A 16,253-nucleotide genomic window follows, 5' to 3' on the forward strand; every position below is an offset into this window, starting at 1 on the left:
GCTCGCGCAAGTCAAACGGATTAAACACTCGGATAGCCAAGGGAGGCTGTTTACATACATTCATGAATGTATATAATACATGGCCTGCGATGGGATGTCATCAATGAAATCGGCCACCGCATCAAACCGGGTCGCACGCGAACCGGATGAACCGAGAGACAACAAACAATGAAAATCCAAAACTCGATACCGCGCGTCAGTGTCTCTGGATGGTTTGTCTTCGCGCTGGTGGCGCTGCTGCTTTCCGGCTGCGAACGCGCCGGCTCGCAACCACCCAACGGTATGCCGCCGCCCGAAGTATCGGTGGTGACAATCGAGCCGAAAAATATTCCAGCCACTTTTGAATACACCGGCCAGACCGCCGGCTCGCGCGAAGTCGAAGTACGGGCACGCGTAACCGGCATTCTGCTAAAACGCAATTATTCTGAAGGTGGCACCGTCACCCAAGGACAATCGCTGTTCACCATCGACCCGGCTTTATACAACGCCGCGTTCAAGCGCTCCGAGGCCGATCTTGGCGCCGTCCAGGCGCGCTTCCAGCAGTCGCACCGCGAAGTGTTACGCCTGAAGCCGCTCTTCAAGGCGAAGGCAATCAGTCAAAAAGAATACGACGACGCCGTTTCGAATGAAGCCATTGCCGCGGCCGACGTCAAGGCGGCTCGGGCGCGTGTCACCGAGGCACGGCTTAACCTGGAGTACACGCAAGTCGAATCGCCGATCTCCGGTATCGCCGGCAGAGGACTGCGCTCCGAGGGCAATTACGTTACCGGTCCCGACGTGCTGCTCACAACAGTGACCCAGATCGATCCAATGTATGTGCTGTTCGGCATTTCCGACGAGGAACGCCTTAAGCTCCATCGTGAATCCGAGGCCGGGCGCCTGATCCTGCCGAAAGACGGGAATTTCGATGTGAACGTCAAACTTGCCGAGGGCGGCTTGTATCCCAAGTCCGGAAAAATGAATTTCACCGGCGTGCGCGTGTCAGGAACCACCGGCACCAGCGAGGCCCGCGCCGAACTGCCAAACCCCAATGGATTATTGCGGCCCGGGACTTTCGTGCGCGTGATTCTGGGCGGTGCGCAACGTCCCAATGCCATCCTGGTGCCGCAACGCGCAGTGCTGGAAGGACCGCAAGGCAAGTTCGTCTATATCGTGAACGCCGAAAACAAGGCTGAAGCGCGGCCGGTGCAATTGGGCGACTGGCAAGACGACGACTGGATCATCACGGCCGGAGTCAATGCTGGCGACAAGGTAATTGTAGACGGTGTCATGAAAATCGGACCCGGTGCCCCCGTGCGCATAGCGGATCCGAATTCAGCCAAAGCACCTCCCGGCAAGCCGGGTGACAAGCCGCCCGCCTCCAAACCAGCGACAAAATAACCGGATCCTCCGAGCAACGTCATGTTCTCGCGTTATTTTATAGATCGCCCGATCCTCGCGGCCGTACTGTCCATCTTTATTGTCATTGCGGGACTGGCGTCGATGCGCATCCTGCCGATCGCACAGTATCCGGAAATCGCCCCGCCTGTTGTCACGGTGCAGGCGGTCTATCCCGGCGCTTCGGCCGAAGTGATCGAGCAGACTGTGGCCGCGCCGCTGGAGAACCAGATCAACGGCGTCGAGAACATGATCTACATGAGCTCGAACTCGGGCTCCAACGGCGTGGTGCAGATCCAGGTCACGTTCGACATTGGCACCGACGTGGACCAGGCCGCGCTCAACGTCAACAACCGCGTCAAACAGGCTGAACCGCGACTGCCGGAGGAAGTGCGCCGCCAGGGCGTGACGGTCGAGAAAGGTTCGTCTTCGTTCCTGCAGGTGCTCGCCTTTTACTCGCCCGACGGGCGTTACGAAAACCTGTACATCAGCAACTACGTCACACTCAACGTGCTCGATGCCCTCAAGCGCGTGCCGGGCACCACGAACGTGCAAATCTTCGGCGCCAAGGATTACGCCATGCGCATCTGGATCAAACCCGATCGCCTGGCCCAGTTGCGGCTAACGCCAAACGACCTGATCCGCGCGCTGAACGAGCAGAACGCGCAATTCGCTGCCGGCAAGATCGGGCAGTCGCCGACCGGCGGGCCGCAAGAGCTGGTTTACACCATCACCACAAAGGGTCGCCTCAGCGAGGCGCGCGAATTCGAGAACATTATCGTGCGCGCCAATTCCGACGGCTCGACTTTGCGTCTCAAGGACGTTGCCCGCATCGAGCTCGGTTCCAAGGACTACGACTTCATCGGCCGCGTCAACGGCAAGCAGGCAATACTGGTCGGTATTTTCCTCCAACCGGGAGCCAACGCGCTCGAAGTGGCCGAAAGCGTGGAAAAAACAATCGAAGAGCTGGCGCAGCGCTTCCCCGACGGCGTCACACACTCCGTCGTCTACGACACCACGCGCTTCGTGAAGGTGTCCATCCGCGAGGTGGTGAAAACGCTGGCGGAAGCGATGCTGCTGGTGTTCCTGGTGGTGTTCCTGTTTCTGCAGAACTGGCGTGCCACACTCATCCCGTTCGCGGCCGTGCCGGTATCGCTGCTCGGGACCTTCGCGGGGATGTACCTGCTCGGTTACTCGATCAACACCTTGACGCTGTTCGGCATGGTGCTGTCCATCGGCATCGTGGTGGACGACGCCATCGTGGTGCTGGAAAACGTCGAGCGCATCATGCACGAAGAACGTGCCGCTGTGCGCGATGCCGCCATCAAGGCCATGAACGAGGTCTCCAGCCCGATCATTGCCATCGTGCTGGTACTGTGCGCGGTGTTCGTCCCGATCGCCTTCCTCGGCGGGCTGACGGGAGAGCTGTACCGCCAGTTCGCGGTCACCATCGCCATCGCTGTCGTGATCTCCGGATTCGTGGCGCTCACGCTCACGCCGGCGTTGTGCGTGCTGATCCTGAAGCACGAGCACAAAGTCCCCAACCGCTTCTTCAACTGGTTCAACGACTGGTTCCACCGCATGACGGGGCGCTATTCCGGCGGCGTGGCCTGGATGATCCGCCGCGGCGGCATCGGCCTGGCCCTGTTTCTGGTCATGGTCCTGGTCGCCACCGGCCTGTGGCGCCTCACTCCCGGGAGCCTGGTACCGGACGAGGACCAGGGCTATTACATTACCGCGGTGATCCTGCCGGACGGCGCCTCGCTCGAGCGTACCGACAAGGTGGTCAGTGAAGTCATCGAGGCCATCAAATCCAATCCGGCCAACGAGAACGCGGTGGCCTTCACCGGCTTCGATTTTCTCGCCGGTTATTTCCGCAACAACGCCGCCACCATCTTCGTCACCCAGACGCACTGGGACGACCGCGACGTCGGCACGAAGGAACTCGTGGGCGAGCTGTATATGAAGACGGGGCATATCAAGGAAGCGCTGGTGCTGTCCTTCCCTCCGCCTCCAATCTTCGGTCTCGGCAACGCCGGCGGCTTTGAGCTGTACCTGCAAAACCGCGGCGAAGGCGGTGCAGCACGCATGGCCCAGGTAATGGGCCAATTCCTGCAACGCGCCAACAGCGACCCGATGCTCGGCGGTGTGCAGACCCTGTGGCGCGCGAACGCGCCGCAACTCTACGTGGACGTCAACCGCGAAAAGGCCAAGGCACTCGGCGTGCCGCTCAACGAACTGTACGGCTCACTGGCGGCCACGCTCGGCAACTATTACGTCAATGACTTCAACAAATTCGGACGCACCTGGCAGGTGCTGATGTCAGCCGACCCGGTCTACCGCAAGGAACCCGGCGCAATCGGTGACATCTACGTGCGCTCTGACAACGGCGAGATGATTCCGCTCAGCGCGCTCTCCACAGTGCGTTACACCGCCGGGCCGGACGCGCTCGACCGCTTCAACAACCTGCCGGCGGTAAAGATGTTCGGCCAGGGCGCGCCCGGGGTGTCTTCCGGACAGGCGATTGCCGAGGTCGAGCGCCTTGCCGGAGAAGTTCTCCCTCCCGACTTCAGCTATGACTGGGGCGGCGCTTCGTACCAGGAGAAAAAATCCGGCGGCACCTCCGGCCTCGCGCTCGGCCTGGCGGTGGTGATGGTGTTCCTTATTCTGTCCGCGCAATACAGCAAATGGTCGCTGCCGCTGACCGTGCTGATGGCGCTGCCCTTCGGCACTTTCGGTGCACTCGCCGCGGTGTGGCTGCGCGGCTATACCAATGATGTCTATTTCCAGATCGGCCTGGTGACATTACTCGGTCTCGCCGCCAAGAACGCGATCCTGATCGTCGAATACGCGGTATTGAAACACCACGAAGGCCTGTCGGCCTCGGCCGCCGCGCTCGAAGCGGCACGCCTGCGTTTTCGCCCGATCCTCATGACCTCGCTAGCCTTCATTCTCGGCGTGCTGCCACTGGCCATCTCCACCGGTGCCGGCGCCGGTGCGCGCCAGTCGGTCGGCACCGGTGTCATGGGCGGTATGCTGGCCGCCACCTTTCTGGCGATTTTCTTTGTACCCATGTTTTTCAAACTAGTCACCGACCGGCACCTGACGGAAAAACGTTCGACGGCGGAAATCAAAGCCGAGGTCGAGCATCACAAGCAACTGGAACACAAGACCGTGCGCGCACCGCACGTGGCGCCGCGCATGAAGGGGGATGGCGATGTTGAGGTTTAATCGTCATGGCGTCACCTTCATCATGATCCTGGCGCTGGAAGGTTGTATCAACCTCGCGCCGGATTATCAGCGCCCGGCAAGCGACCTGCCGTCAGACTGGAAAATGCCGGAAGGTCAAAGCGCCACCACTCTCGGTGCAACGTGGTGGAAGATATTCGATGATCCGCAGCTCACCCGCATGGTGGATGAAGCGCTGGCGCATAATGCCAACCTTGCCGTCGCCGTCGCACGCGTGGACGAGGCACGCGCCCTGCTGGGTGAAACGCGTTCCGGACAATTCCCGACCTTGGACGCCACCTACAGCCGTGATCGCACACAATCCTCGCTGCGCACTGCCACGCCACTGCCACCGGGCGCGGCACGCCAGCGCGACAATTATCGCGGCACGCTGAACCTGGCTTACGAGCTCGATCTGTGGGGTCGTTTGCGCAATGCCACCGCCGCCGCCCGTTCCGAGCTGCTCGCCACCGAGGCGGTGCAGGTAACCGTGCGGATTGCACTGGCCGCGGACGTAGTGCAGGCCTATTTTGCGCTGCGCTCGCTGGATGAGCAGGTGGCCGCGACGCAGCGCTCGGTGATCTCACGCGGAGAATCGCTTGCGCTTCAGAAAAAACGCTACGATGCCGGCGTTATTTCCGAATTCGAATACCTCCAGCTCGAGGCCGAGGAACTGGCGGCACGCGCGCAACTACCCGCCCTCGAAAGCCGGCGCACCCGGCAGGAAAACGCGCTCGCGGTCCTCCTCGGCCGCAGTCCCCGCGCCATCTACACAGGGGTTGTGGTGGTAAAAGCAGCGACGATGGATGCGCCGGCCAAGCCACAGCAAGCACTCGTGGTGCCCGTCGGCCTGCCCTCGGAACTGCTGTTGCGCCGTCCCGATCTGTTCGAGGCCGAACAGCACATGATCGCCGCCAACGCCCGCATTGGTGTCGCGCGCGCAGCCTATTTTCCGTCCCTGTCGATCACCGGCTTTTTCGGCGGTGAAAGCGCGGCCATGAGCGATCTTTTTACCGGCCCTGCCGGAACTTGGCAGGCGGCGGGAGCGCTCACACAACCAATCTGGAACTTTGGACGCGTTGGTTCCCAGGTGGATGCCGCCAGCGCGCGCCAGCGCCAGGCGCTCGCGCAATATCAACTGGCGATTCAGAACGCGTTCCGCGAGGTGCGCGACGCGATCGTGGCCCAAACCAAGACGCGCGAGCAATTCGATGCCGAGGACAAGCGCGCCGCTACCCTGCGCGAGACGCTGCGCCTGGCCAAGTTGCGCTATCGTAGCGGTATTTCCAGCCAGCTTGACGTGCTCGACGCCGAACGCAATTTGCTTGCCGCCGAACTCAATCGCAGCGATGCCCTGCGCGCGCAGCGCGCCGCCGTTGCCGACTTGTTCAAAGCACTCGGTGGCGGCTGGAACCCGGGTTCCTGATCCAAACAACAAAGGGCCCATAAGGGCCCTTTGTGTTTAACCATCGATGATTCAGTGCGCCCGTGCCGCTCTTTCGGGGCGTTCCGGCCGGCTTACGCGCTCAGGTCGTACGGGCTTCTCGGCTCTTACTGCTGTCTTTTCAGGCTTCTCAATTTTAGGAACAGTGGATTTTACCGGACGGGAATCCTTGCGCAGCTCATTACGCACGTGCTGTGCGGCGCTGACCACCGGGCCGAGCTTGAAGCCAAGTTCCTTGGCAATCTGGCCCCAACCCATTTTTTTCGCGCGCAGAGATTCGATGTGCTGCAATGCGTCGGTCAGCTTCGGATAGGTGTTTGGGTCGGTTTTCGAAAATTCCTGCGCCATGGCAAGCTCGATACTCACACTGCCCCATCCCTGCTTTTTGGCGCGCAGATCCTGCACTACATCGGGGGCAACATTGAACTGTTTGGCCAGCGACTGAATCTTGTCAGTCTCACTCTTCGCCGTTAAATCCTCGTCTAAGTCCTTGCGGATGGTTTCGAGTTGCGCCTCATCGGCGTCAACCCGCGCCCACAGCGGGCTGCTGAGAGAAAACAGCAGAAGCATTCCGCCCAATACCGCTGTTACCAGTGTCCCTTGCATTGTTTCCTCCTTGTTGCAGTTATATTTCGCACGCGTCCATGTGCATCTGCATTAACGCACGATGAGAGGAAACGATACAACACCGTTCAGCGGGGAATTTATGCCTCCCATTCCTCCAGCGGAGAACTGGGCTGACGCTTTTCGGCGAGCAGGTGCTTGGCCTTGATCTCATTCTCAGCGAACGCCATGCGGATAACGTTGGGATTGTCAGGCGATTCGGCTATCCGCAGTTCACGGCAGAGGTCTTTCGCTTCCTTGTATCTCTCGCAGGTCTTGACGAGTTTCAGCTGCTTGTCGGCTGCAATCCGGAAAACGAAATAAGGCATGGTGTGTTCCTGTAGATAGGTGAAAGCCCGGGAATGCTACCCCGGCGTTACTCGCGTGTCATCACTCTCCGACGTGCAGCAACTGACCACGCACGCGCGCGAGTTTGAAGAACGCCAGGAACGAAACAAAACCCGCCGTGAGATAGACCACGTTGAGCAGCACGGCGTGCATCAGCAAATCCACGCGAAAGACATGGTCAAACAGCACCGAACGCATACCCTCGAACACATGGCTCGATGGCAGCATGGCCGCGACGTATTGCAGCCATTCGGGCAGGGTTGATATGGGGTAATACACGCCACTGATGGGCTGCACCGCAAAGATGGCGATCCACGCCATGCTTTCCGCGCCGAGGCCGTAGCGCAGCACAATGCCCGAAACCAGCAGGCCGATGGCCCAGCCCATCACAATGAGATTGATGAAAAACGCCAGCAGCGGCAGACCCAAGCTGAATACGGAGAAATTGAACAGCGGAATGGCGATGAACGCCGCGCCGCCGACGCCGATCACGGTGCGGATCAGGCTCATGGTCAGCAGCGCGCAGCCCAGTTCCGTCGGACGCAAGGGGCTGACGAACAGGTGGCCGAGATTGCGCGACCACATCTCCTCCATGAACACCAGCGACACCCCGAGCTGGCTGCGAAACAACACGTCCCACAACAGTACCGCCGACAGCAGCACGCCCGAAGCCTGCGCGATCCAGGAGCTGTGGTTGATCAGGAACATGGTGATGAAGCCCCACAGGATCATCTGCACCGTGGGCCAATACACCAGCTCCAGGATGCGCGGCCCGGAACTGCGCAGCAGGTAGGTATGACGCAGTACCAGCGCGTAGATCCGGCGCAGCGAAGGGATAAAACCGGTGTGCGCGTGCGCAATTATGCTCATTGCTGCGACGCCTGCTGCTCATCGAGGGTGAGTTCCAGACGGCGCTCACGGGCGATGTCGATGAATACCTCTTCCATATTTTTCCGTCCGTAGCGCGTCAGCAATTGCGCCGGCGTGCCACGGTCCACGACCTTGCCGGCACGCAGCATGATGACGTCATCACACAAGCGCTCGACCTCGGACATGTTGTGCGAGGCCAGCAGGATGGTTGCGCCGGTACGCTTTTTATAGGCCTCCAGCATGCCTCGCACGTAATCGGCGGTGTCGGGGTCGAGCGAGGCGGTCGGTTCATCCAGCAGTATCAGTTCCGGCTCGTTCAACAGCGCCTTGGCCAGCACCACGCGCGTCTTCTCCCCCGCCGAGAGTTGGCCATAGGGACGATTCAGAAAACGCCCGATCTGGAGCTCCTCGCTGAGCGCCTTGATGCGTGCGGGGATGTCGATAATTCCGTAAAGACGCGCATAAACCGTGAGGTTTTGACGCACCGTGAGCCGGCGCGGCAGGTCGACATACGGCGAGGAAAAATTCAGGCGCGGCAGCACACGGTAACGGTGGCGCAACATGTCCACGCCGAACACGGAAATGCTGCCCGAGGTTGGCAATAGCAAGCCGAGCAGCATGGACAGCGTCGTGGTCTTGCCGGCGCCATTGCCGCCAAGCAGCGCCGTGGTTGATTGCGCCGCGACATCGAAGCTGATGTCATCGACAGCGATGACGCTGTCGAAATGCTTGCGGACGCGGGAAACGGAAACAACGGATGCAGACATGAGGGGCGCAGATTAGCGCAGCATGGCGAGATTGTCAGCAGCACCGGCGACGCGCGGGGAAGCGCACCGCGGTCTGCGGGCGATCAGGCAGACGCTACACCCCGTGTTGGCGTCAGCTTCCCTGGGCCGCCTTGCGCTGTTGCTCAGCCAGCATATCAAAATACTTGGCGCATCTTTCGATGGCCAGCGGCGTTGCCGCATCCCACAACTGCTTGGCCTTGTCGCGCGACTTGATGACTTCCGGGAATGGGAAGTCGATCGGCATGGAGTTGGAGTCAGCGCCGCAGGAACTCAGCCACACACGCTTGTACTTGCCGCTGGCCGCGTCACGCTTGTAGGCCTCCAGCCAGACGGTGACTTGGGCGGTCACGTTCTTGGTATTGGTGCCAAGGGTGAAGCCGGCCGCCAAGGCGTTGCCCATGGTCTGGCGTTCGGTCAGCATCAGTTCACTCACCTCAAATACCAGCACCAGATCGGTCACCGGATTGAATGCGACAAAATTGAGGTCCGCATCACGTATAGGGGTGTTGGAATTCACGACCCGCAGACGCGATGGGTCGTAATTCTGTCCCCAGACTGCGGAGAACTTTGGAATCAGTGCTGACGAGACCTGGCTCACCAGCGGATGGTTGTTGTACAAACTGCGCATTACCTCGGCCACCGTCGGCGCACGTTTGGCCTGTTCGGCCTTCCCACTGCTTTCCAGCCCCTGCCAGACCGCACCGCCGCCCAACTGGCCCGAAACACCGCCACCATACGCAGCCCAGAAGCTTGAGGTATCCACAACGCCGAACGCGTAACGCAGCGGTTCCTTGCCGTGTTGCACGATAGTGGCGGTTTTTACATCGCCACGCAGTTCCTGCAGCGATGGCCCACTCGCACAGCCGCCGAGCAGTGCCAACATGGAAATAACCGGTAAGAATAGAAATGTGATTGCCCTGTACATGCTTTATCCCTCAGCTTGAAATCGTTTCCTGATTAAGAAGGATTAGCACAGGGGATAACCACGCGCCACAAAACCGGCGATCCTGCATGGCGCAGGGATCGAAAAACCGGGGATTTTGCAGGATCAGGAAGGGACAGTATCCAGCTTTTTCCACAAACACTTGCCGCCGCTTTTCTTGTCCAACTCCTCCAGCCACACCTGATGCTCGGCCAGTTCTTCGGCGCTCGCCGCGATCACCGGCAGCTTCGGGCGCTTCGGGTCGAGGCGGCGGATATCCGAGGGTGTGGCAACGATGTTGCCGGTCGTAGCGCCTTTCATATGGCTGTGTGTGTCCTCGAACAGCCCGGTCTGGCCGCCGGTCATGGCGAGATACACATCCGCCAGAATTTCGGCGTCGAGCAGCGCGCCGTGCAACGTGCGGTGCGAGTTGTCCACGCTATAGCGCCCGCACAGTGAATTCAAATCGTTCTTCTGACCCGGGTGCATGGAGCGTGCCAGCTTCAGCGTATCCACCACGGTACAGATTTCGTCAATGCGGACCGGCTTCCCGTTGTTCGCCATCCGGGTTAGTTCGCTATTGAGGAATCCCACGTCGAACGGTGCGTTATGGATAATCAGCTCCGCACCCTCAATGAAATCCAGCAGGCTCTGCGCGATATCGGCGAATTTCGGCTTCTCCGCCACCATTTCATTCGTAATCCCGTGCACCTCCATCGCCCCGGCATCAATCTCGCGCTCCGGGTTGAGGTACTGCTGATAGCGATTACTGCTCGCCCGCCGGTTGATCAGCTCGACGCAGCCGATTTCAATGACCCGGTGACCCTCGGAAGGTTCGAGACCGGTGGTTTCCGTATCGAGAATTATCTGGCGCAATTTGTATTCCTCGTGTGTACCTAACAATATCCAATGAGTTTTATTCAGTAACGGCGTCTAACTTGGCCCGCAGACTCTTGGATTGCTGTTACCTTGTCATTTTCAACATAAACATACTGATTGCCATATATCCATTGTTCATGAGTCACGTTTTTTGTGATCGTGCGATTAACTTTCTCCGGTTTACCCCAAGACAATATTAGTTGCTCAGCTGTCATCCCAATAAAAACCTTTTTTTGTTTTATTGACTCTATAGTCTTCTTGTCCCATGCACTTTTAATAGGGTTTTGTGCATAAAAATTCCGCTGACTGTAACCCAGCAGAGCTTCTTGTCCATCGCCAAATTTCACTCTTAGCCAGAACGGTGCTGCGCCAGTACCATGACCATATCGCATAGTATCAATACCAACGACTTGAACCTCTTCAAGATGAGAAACATGACGAATGACGTCTTTTGATGAAGAAATCAAACCTTTTTTAATTCCTGGTTGTGTCCAGTTCAGCCAAATTTTTTCCCCAATTACTTTTTGTGCCTCATCTAAATCAGACTGAAATACAAGATCATTTATCTGGTCGGACAATACGGGACTCCAGCGAGCATAAACTATTTCTCCTCCTTCTAGCTCTAGATGCCAAAGGTAAGTCTCGCTAAACCTCGTCAGAGGTATGGCAATAATCCCAATGACTTTACCTTTTTTTCCTTTGTACTCCTCATAACTCAACTTATCACCATAAGTTCTTTTTTTATTTTTACTTATATCCATATAACCATATTTCGCAATTGATTCATCTGCTTCGCGGAATATGAAAGACTGCCCAATTCTGGCATTTGCCTCTGGAAAATCACTTGGCGTCTTATCTCGCGGCATACTGTGCACAAGCGTCATAAGACACCACATAAGCATTCCTGTGAGTGTGGAAATCTTTTTTGCACTAGAATTTTTCTTATGATTCATGATCCCTCCTGTGTTTTGAATTCAGAGTCATCAATGCCCAATATACAAGAGTGGCCAAAGTTACAGGAAACCGGTACTAACACTACAGGATTCTCTCTAGATGTATTGGCTACAAGGAAGTTCACGTTACGCACAAGATTACAGACATCCCAGACAGCATGAAACAACGTTATTTTTGCACCATTTTCACTTACAGCAGATTTGAAATTTTTTAATTTAGCTGCCTTAAGTGGGCTCCTTTTTCCAGACCTATGAAAATAGTGGGAGTTAAACCAAATATCGATAATCGTCATGGGCGTGTACTCACCCTGGTAACCAAGCAATGCATTTCCTAGAATTTTACTCTTATGAAACTCTCTCTTGGCATAAGACGTATATAGTTTAAGCAACTCGTCGCTAGAAGAATCGTGCAGCGCGTTAATAAAATATTCAAAACAGGATTTTTCACTTTTCAAAACGAAAAGTCTGAAGCGAAGTAGCAAACCTTCTAGTTCGCGTTCGTTTGGTAATGATCCTGTAATTCGAGGTAACCCCTGAATAGTTCGCTCAACACTTACTGAATGCGTACCCCATTTAATTTCTTGTCGGTATTCATTTAATCGAGTTGCGCAATCTCGATAAGCATCGAGCCGTTCCCAGAAATTCGATGTAGTCTGGCTGTTGAGATGAATTGCCGCAAAGTCGTATGCCATATTTATGCGCTAGCAGACGCAATTTGAATATGTTCAAGAAAATTCATAAAACTTTTCACTTACGTTGCGAGCCAAGCACTGCAGCAAAACTAGCAGTGGTTTTTTCACATCCCGTATGGCACATCCGAGCACCGTAAGGCTTTGGGTAAGCGCCTCGAAGAGGTTGCACACAGGAAGTGTGCAACTGGCCCACGCGGCAGGGACGACGCGTTGGGCCAGCGCCGGGAACCCAAAGCCGCGGAGCGCAGGACAATGTGCCATCCGGGCGGCTTTCTCTTTGGTTTCTTTCTCTTGGCCGGACAAGAGAAAGAAACCCGCCCGCGGTGCGGGGAACCGCAAGTAAATACGCGGGGGAAGCTCGCTCGACAAAAAACATAATCTCACCCCTCACCCTACCCCTCTCCCGCAAGGGGAGAGGGAACTAACTCAACATCTCCTCAATCGCCCGATTCGCCAGCTGATCGGCGCGCTCATTCTCCTCATGCCCACTATGCCCCTTGATCCACTTCCAGTGAATCTTGTGCTTGTGCGCCGCTTCGTCGAGGCGTTGCCATAAATCCTGGTTCTTCACCGGTTTCTTGTCCGCGGTTTTCCAGCCGCGGCGTTTCCAGTTCGCAAGCCATTCGGTGATGCCTTTTTTCACGTACTGGGAGTCGGTCGTGAGCGTGATCTCGCACGGGCGCTTGAGGGCTTCGAGTGCACAGATGGCCGCCATAAGCTCCATGCGGTTGTTGGTAGTCTCGCGCTCGGCGCCGTAGAGTTCTTTTTCGTGGTCGTCCTTGAACAGGATCGCGCCCCAGCCCCCGGGTCCGGGATTGCCGCGACAGGCACCGTCAGTGAAGATCGTGACTTTATCCACGATGACCACTCACCGCAAAGACGCGAAGGACGCAAAGAAAAGCATTTTTAAATTTCAAGAACTCTTTGCGCTCTTTGCGCCTTTGCGGTGAAAATTTATAAAAAGCATTTATTGCTTGCGGAACGGCAGGATCATCCCGCGCGCGGTGGATTGCGCCGCGCTCGCCGCGACGGCGCGTTTGGTTTTCCAACTGACTGGCAGCGGGGTCACGCCGACGACGCGTTTCTTCGCCACCACCAGATACGCCCCCGCCATCATCGGCCACCAGCGGTCGCCCATCTTGTCGAGGAAGTGCAGGCGCTGCATGAAACCTTCATTGCGCAGCGGCGGACGGTAATAGAGCATGGTGCCGTGCGTTGTTTCGAAATCGAGCAGCGCCAGCCAGTCCTTGATGCGTGACAGGCGCAAGAATTTCCCGCACCACGGGGCGGCGCGCGGCCGGCGCGCGACGAGGCGACGGAATCCCCACAGACTCATGGGATTGAATCCCAGGATCACCACATGCCCTTCCGGGCGCAGCACGCGATCGACCTCGCGCAGGACCTGGTGCGGATCGTCGCAGAAATCGAGCGTGTGCGGCAGGATCATGACGTCGGTGCTTCGGGTGTCGAGCGGGAGTTCTTCCGGAACACTGCGCACCCGGCATTTGCCGGGGCCATCGTGGTCGTCGAGCATGATGCGCGTGGGGGCGATGCAGGAATCCATGAGGTCGAGCTCGCCGATGCGCCCGAGCTGGGCCGCCACGGTGCCGTAAAGATTCGGCAACACGGCGCGCAAGTGGTGCGCCTCGTGCGCCTGCAGCGACCGCCCGAGCGGCGAATCGAACCACTGGCTCAGTTGCTGTCGCCTCATGGAACAGGAATCACGATCACTCATTGACGTCTTCCCGGTATCAACTCAAACTGAATGCATGACTGAAGTTTTACACGCCCACGCCTTCGAGGACAACTATATCTGGCTGATCCGCGGGAAATCGCCGGGCCATGTGGCCATCATCGACCCCGGCGACGCCGATCCGGTGCTGGCCGCTCTGGAAAAGCAGCATCTGAAGCCGGCCGCTATCCTGTGCACCCATCATCACGGCGACCACGTGGGCGGCGTGGCGGACATTCTTAAAGAATACTCCATCCCGGTGTACGGCCCGGCGCGCGAGCGCATTTCCACGCTCACACATCGGCTCAAGGATAACGATCATATTAAGCTTGCCGAACTCGATCTGGAATTCGACGTCCTCGACGTGCCGGGCCATACCGCCGGACACATCGCCTTCTTTGGCGGCGGCATGCTGTTCTGCGGCGATACCCTGTTCTCCGCCGGGTGCGGGCGGCTGTTCGAGGGTACCGCCGAGCAGATGCATGCCTCGCTGTCCCGCTTCGCGGCGCTGCCCGAGGCTACCCGAGTGTACTGCGGGCATGAATACACCGAGGCCAATCTGCGCTTCGCCCTCGCAGTCGAGCCAAACAATGTCGACAGTCTCGCTTATCGCGAACGGGCGCAGACACAACGCAAGCTGCAGCTCCCCACCTTACCTTCCACCATTGGCCTGGAGCGGCGCGTAAACCCGTTTTTACGCTCCGGACAGCCCGGGGTGCGGCAGTCCGCGGAGAAACAGGCTGGCCGTAGCCTCGTTTCCGAGGTGGAGGTGTTCGCGGTGCTGCGCCGATGGAAGGACAGTTTCAGGGGATAAGCGGCGGGCATTGTTTCAGACAAAGGTACCGATTCCGATTACTCTCGCACTGGACAAATGCCGATATTCGCATTTACTTAAACTTTGTAGTTCAACGGGTTGACGCTCATTTCTCCAACAAATACTATTGCCCCATATGGATTGTAAAAGAATTAAGAATCAGGTCCTGTCCGTTGTTTTCCTCCTGGCCGCCGCCGGGTGCGCGACAACCTCCCCGGAGACCGACCAGACCGCCAAGGATTCGGCGTCGACACCGGCTGCTCCGTTCGTTTCCAAGGAAGATTCCCCCGCGCCGGTCGCAACGGTAAAACCCAGAGCAGAAAACACCAGGCCCGTTGCCACGTTCGATGATGGAGCGGCTTCGGCCAACCATTCAGATATCTGGAGCCGGATTCGCGCCGGATTTTCCATCAAGCCGCTCGACAGCCCGCTGGTGGAACGCGAAGCGCGCTGGTTCGCCAACAATCCCGAATACATGCAACGCATGATGGAGCGCGCCAGCCTCTATCTCTATTACATCGTCGAGGAAGTGGAGAAACGCGGCATGCCGATGGAAATCGCCTTGCTGCCCGCCGTCGAGAGCGCCTATAAGGCGAATGCCTACTCGCGCGCCCGTGCCTCGGGTCTGTGGCAGTTCATGCCAGCCACCGGCCGGCTGTATGGCCTGAAGGCCAACTGGTGGTACGACGGCCGGCGCGACGTGCAGGCCTCCACGCAGGCGGCTCTGAATTATCTCGAGAAACTCTACAACGATTTTGACGGCGACTGGCATCTGGCGCTGGCGGCGTATAACGCCGGCGAGGGCAAGGTCGGGCGCATGATTAAATACAACGAGCGCAAGGGAAAATCCACGGACTACCAATACCTCAAGCTCAAGCGCGAAACCCAGCACTACGTGCCCAAGCTCATGGCCATGGCCAGCATCGTGGCGGACCCCGACAAATATGGCGTCAAACTGGCCGATATCCCCAACGAGCCCTATTTCACGCGTGTCGAAACCGGCTCGCAGGTGGATCTCGGCGTGGTCGCCAAGCTGGTCGATCTGCCGGTGAGCGATCTGCATTTGATCAATCCCGGCTTCACCCGTTGGGCCACCCATCCCGACGGCCCGCATTACCTGCTGGTGCCGGCCGACAAGAAAGAAGCCCTGCTTGAGGGGCTGAGCAATATGCCGGAAGAAGAAAGAATCCAGTGGCAGCACCACGCCGTCAAGCGCGGCGAAACACTGTCCGAGATCGGCCGGCGTTACGCGCTCGACGCTGAGACGCTTCGCACCGCCAATAACCTGCGCAGCAATCTGCTGCGCGTCGGTCAAGACCTGCTGATCCCGATATCCGCCCGTCCGCTCACGGTGGCGGCGGTGCGCACCACCTATCGCTCAACCGAAGCGCACACGGCCAAGCGCGGCGAGAACATCGTTCATCGCGTGCGCCGGGGCGATACCCTGTCGAGTATCGCGCGGCGCTACAACGTGCTGGTGAACCAATTGATCAAATGGAATTTCATCAAAGCCAACGACATCCTGCGTCTGGGCCAGAAACTTAAAATCTGGCCTAACGGCTCACCCACGGCTGCGATCGAGACTCCTGTCCCGAACGGTTAG

General features: G+C 58.0%; 15 protein-coding genes. 5 read left to right on the top strand and 10 right to left on the bottom strand.

What is annotated here, in order from left to right:
* The first annotated feature begins 168 nt into the window (after positions 1-168).
* Genes NUV55_RS04585 through NUV55_RS04595 form a run of 3 tightly spaced genes read left to right on the top strand, consistent with a single transcriptional unit; the run spans position 169 to position 6,031 of the window.
* The gene (locus NUV55_RS04585) at positions 169-1,380 is read left to right on the top strand and encodes an efflux RND transporter periplasmic adaptor subunit (RefSeq protein ID WP_296670791.1); all 1,212 of its coding nucleotides are present in this window, start codon (positions 169-171) and stop codon (positions 1,378-1,380) included.
* Positions 1,381-1,401: 21 nt separating this feature from the next.
* The gene (locus NUV55_RS04590) at positions 1,402-4,608 is read left to right on the top strand and encodes an efflux RND transporter permease subunit (protein ID WP_296670793.1); all 3,207 of its coding nucleotides are present in this window, start codon (positions 1,402-1,404) and stop codon (positions 4,606-4,608) included.
* A complete protein-coding gene (locus NUV55_RS04595; protein WP_296670794.1) occupies positions 4,595-6,031 on the top strand; it encodes an efflux transporter outer membrane subunit in 1,437 nt (478 codons plus the stop codon). Before NUV55_RS04590 ends, NUV55_RS04595 begins: the two co-directional genes overlap by 14 nt.
* Positions 6,032-6,082: 51 nt before the next feature.
* On the opposite strand, the gene NUV55_RS04600 is transcribed toward NUV55_RS04595, so the two are convergent.
* The 10 genes from NUV55_RS04600 to NUV55_RS04645 all read right to left on the bottom strand — a co-directional run bounded on the left by NUV55_RS04600 (position 6,083) and on the right by NUV55_RS04645 (position 13,815).
* Positions 6,083-6,655: a hypothetical protein gene (locus NUV55_RS04600; protein WP_296670795.1), complete on the bottom strand. Its 573-nt coding sequence runs from the start codon at positions 6,653-6,655 to the stop codon at positions 6,083-6,085.
* Positions 6,656-6,753: 98 nt separating this feature from the next.
* Positions 6,754-6,981: a hypothetical protein gene (locus tag NUV55_RS04605; protein ID WP_296670797.1), complete on the bottom strand. Its 228-nt coding sequence runs from the start codon at positions 6,979-6,981 to the stop codon at positions 6,754-6,756.
* Between the two features lie 61 nt (positions 6,982-7,042).
* Positions 7,043-7,870 carry an ABC transporter permease gene (locus NUV55_RS04610; protein WP_296670798.1) on the bottom strand — a complete coding sequence of 276 codons (828 nt, stop codon included), beginning with the start codon at positions 7,868-7,870 and terminating at the stop codon, positions 7,043-7,045.
* A complete protein-coding gene (locus NUV55_RS04615) occupies positions 7,867-8,637 on the bottom strand; it encodes an ABC transporter ATP-binding protein (RefSeq protein WP_296670800.1) in 771 nt (256 codons plus the stop codon). Before NUV55_RS04615 ends, NUV55_RS04610 begins: the two co-directional genes overlap by 4 nt.
* 112 nt (positions 8,638-8,749) lie before the next feature.
* Positions 8,750-9,541 carry a hypothetical protein gene (locus NUV55_RS04620; protein WP_296670802.1) on the bottom strand — a complete coding sequence of 264 codons (792 nt, stop codon included), beginning with the start codon at positions 9,539-9,541 and terminating at the stop codon, positions 8,750-8,752.
* Positions 9,542-9,706: 165 nt separating this feature from the next.
* On the bottom strand, positions 9,707-10,456 hold the full coding sequence (gene dnaQ / locus NUV55_RS04625) for a DNA polymerase III subunit epsilon (RefSeq protein ID WP_296670803.1): 750 nt from the start codon (positions 10,454-10,456) through the stop codon (positions 9,707-9,709).
* 44 nt (positions 10,457-10,500) lie between these two features.
* A complete protein-coding gene (locus tag NUV55_RS04630) occupies positions 10,501-11,412 on the bottom strand; it encodes a hypothetical protein (RefSeq protein ID WP_296670805.1) in 912 nt (303 codons plus the stop codon).
* A complete protein-coding gene (locus NUV55_RS04635; RefSeq protein WP_296670806.1) occupies positions 11,409-12,104 on the bottom strand; it encodes a hypothetical protein in 696 nt (231 codons plus the stop codon). Before NUV55_RS04635 ends, NUV55_RS04630 begins: the two co-directional genes overlap by 4 nt.
* A gap of 421 nt (positions 12,105-12,525) precedes the next feature.
* Entirely contained in the window at positions 12,526-12,963 is a 438-nt protein-coding gene (rnhA, locus tag NUV55_RS04640; protein WP_296670807.1) for a ribonuclease HI, read from the bottom strand.
* A 108-nt stretch (positions 12,964-13,071) separates the two neighbouring features.
* The gene (locus NUV55_RS04645) at positions 13,072-13,815 is read right to left on the bottom strand and encodes a class I SAM-dependent methyltransferase (RefSeq protein WP_296670809.1); all 744 of its coding nucleotides are present in this window, start codon (positions 13,813-13,815) and stop codon (positions 13,072-13,074) included.
* Positions 13,816-13,873: 58 nt separating this feature from the next.
* Between NUV55_RS04645 and gloB the strand changes: the two genes are divergently transcribed.
* Both gloB and NUV55_RS04655 read left to right on the top strand, forming a co-directional pair.
* The gene (gloB, locus tag NUV55_RS04650; protein WP_296670811.1) at positions 13,874-14,650 is read left to right on the top strand and encodes a hydroxyacylglutathione hydrolase; all 777 of its coding nucleotides are present in this window, start codon (positions 13,874-13,876) and stop codon (positions 14,648-14,650) included.
* A 136-nt stretch (positions 14,651-14,786) separates the two neighbouring features.
* Positions 14,787-16,253 carry a transglycosylase SLT domain-containing protein gene (locus NUV55_RS04655; protein ID WP_296670812.1) on the top strand — a complete coding sequence of 489 codons (1,467 nt, stop codon included), beginning with the start codon at positions 14,787-14,789 and terminating at the stop codon, positions 16,251-16,253.

This window comes from Sulfuricaulis sp., from assembly GCF_024653915.1.
Taxonomy (GTDB): domain Bacteria; phylum Pseudomonadota; class Gammaproteobacteria; order Acidiferrobacterales; family Sulfurifustaceae; genus Sulfuricaulis.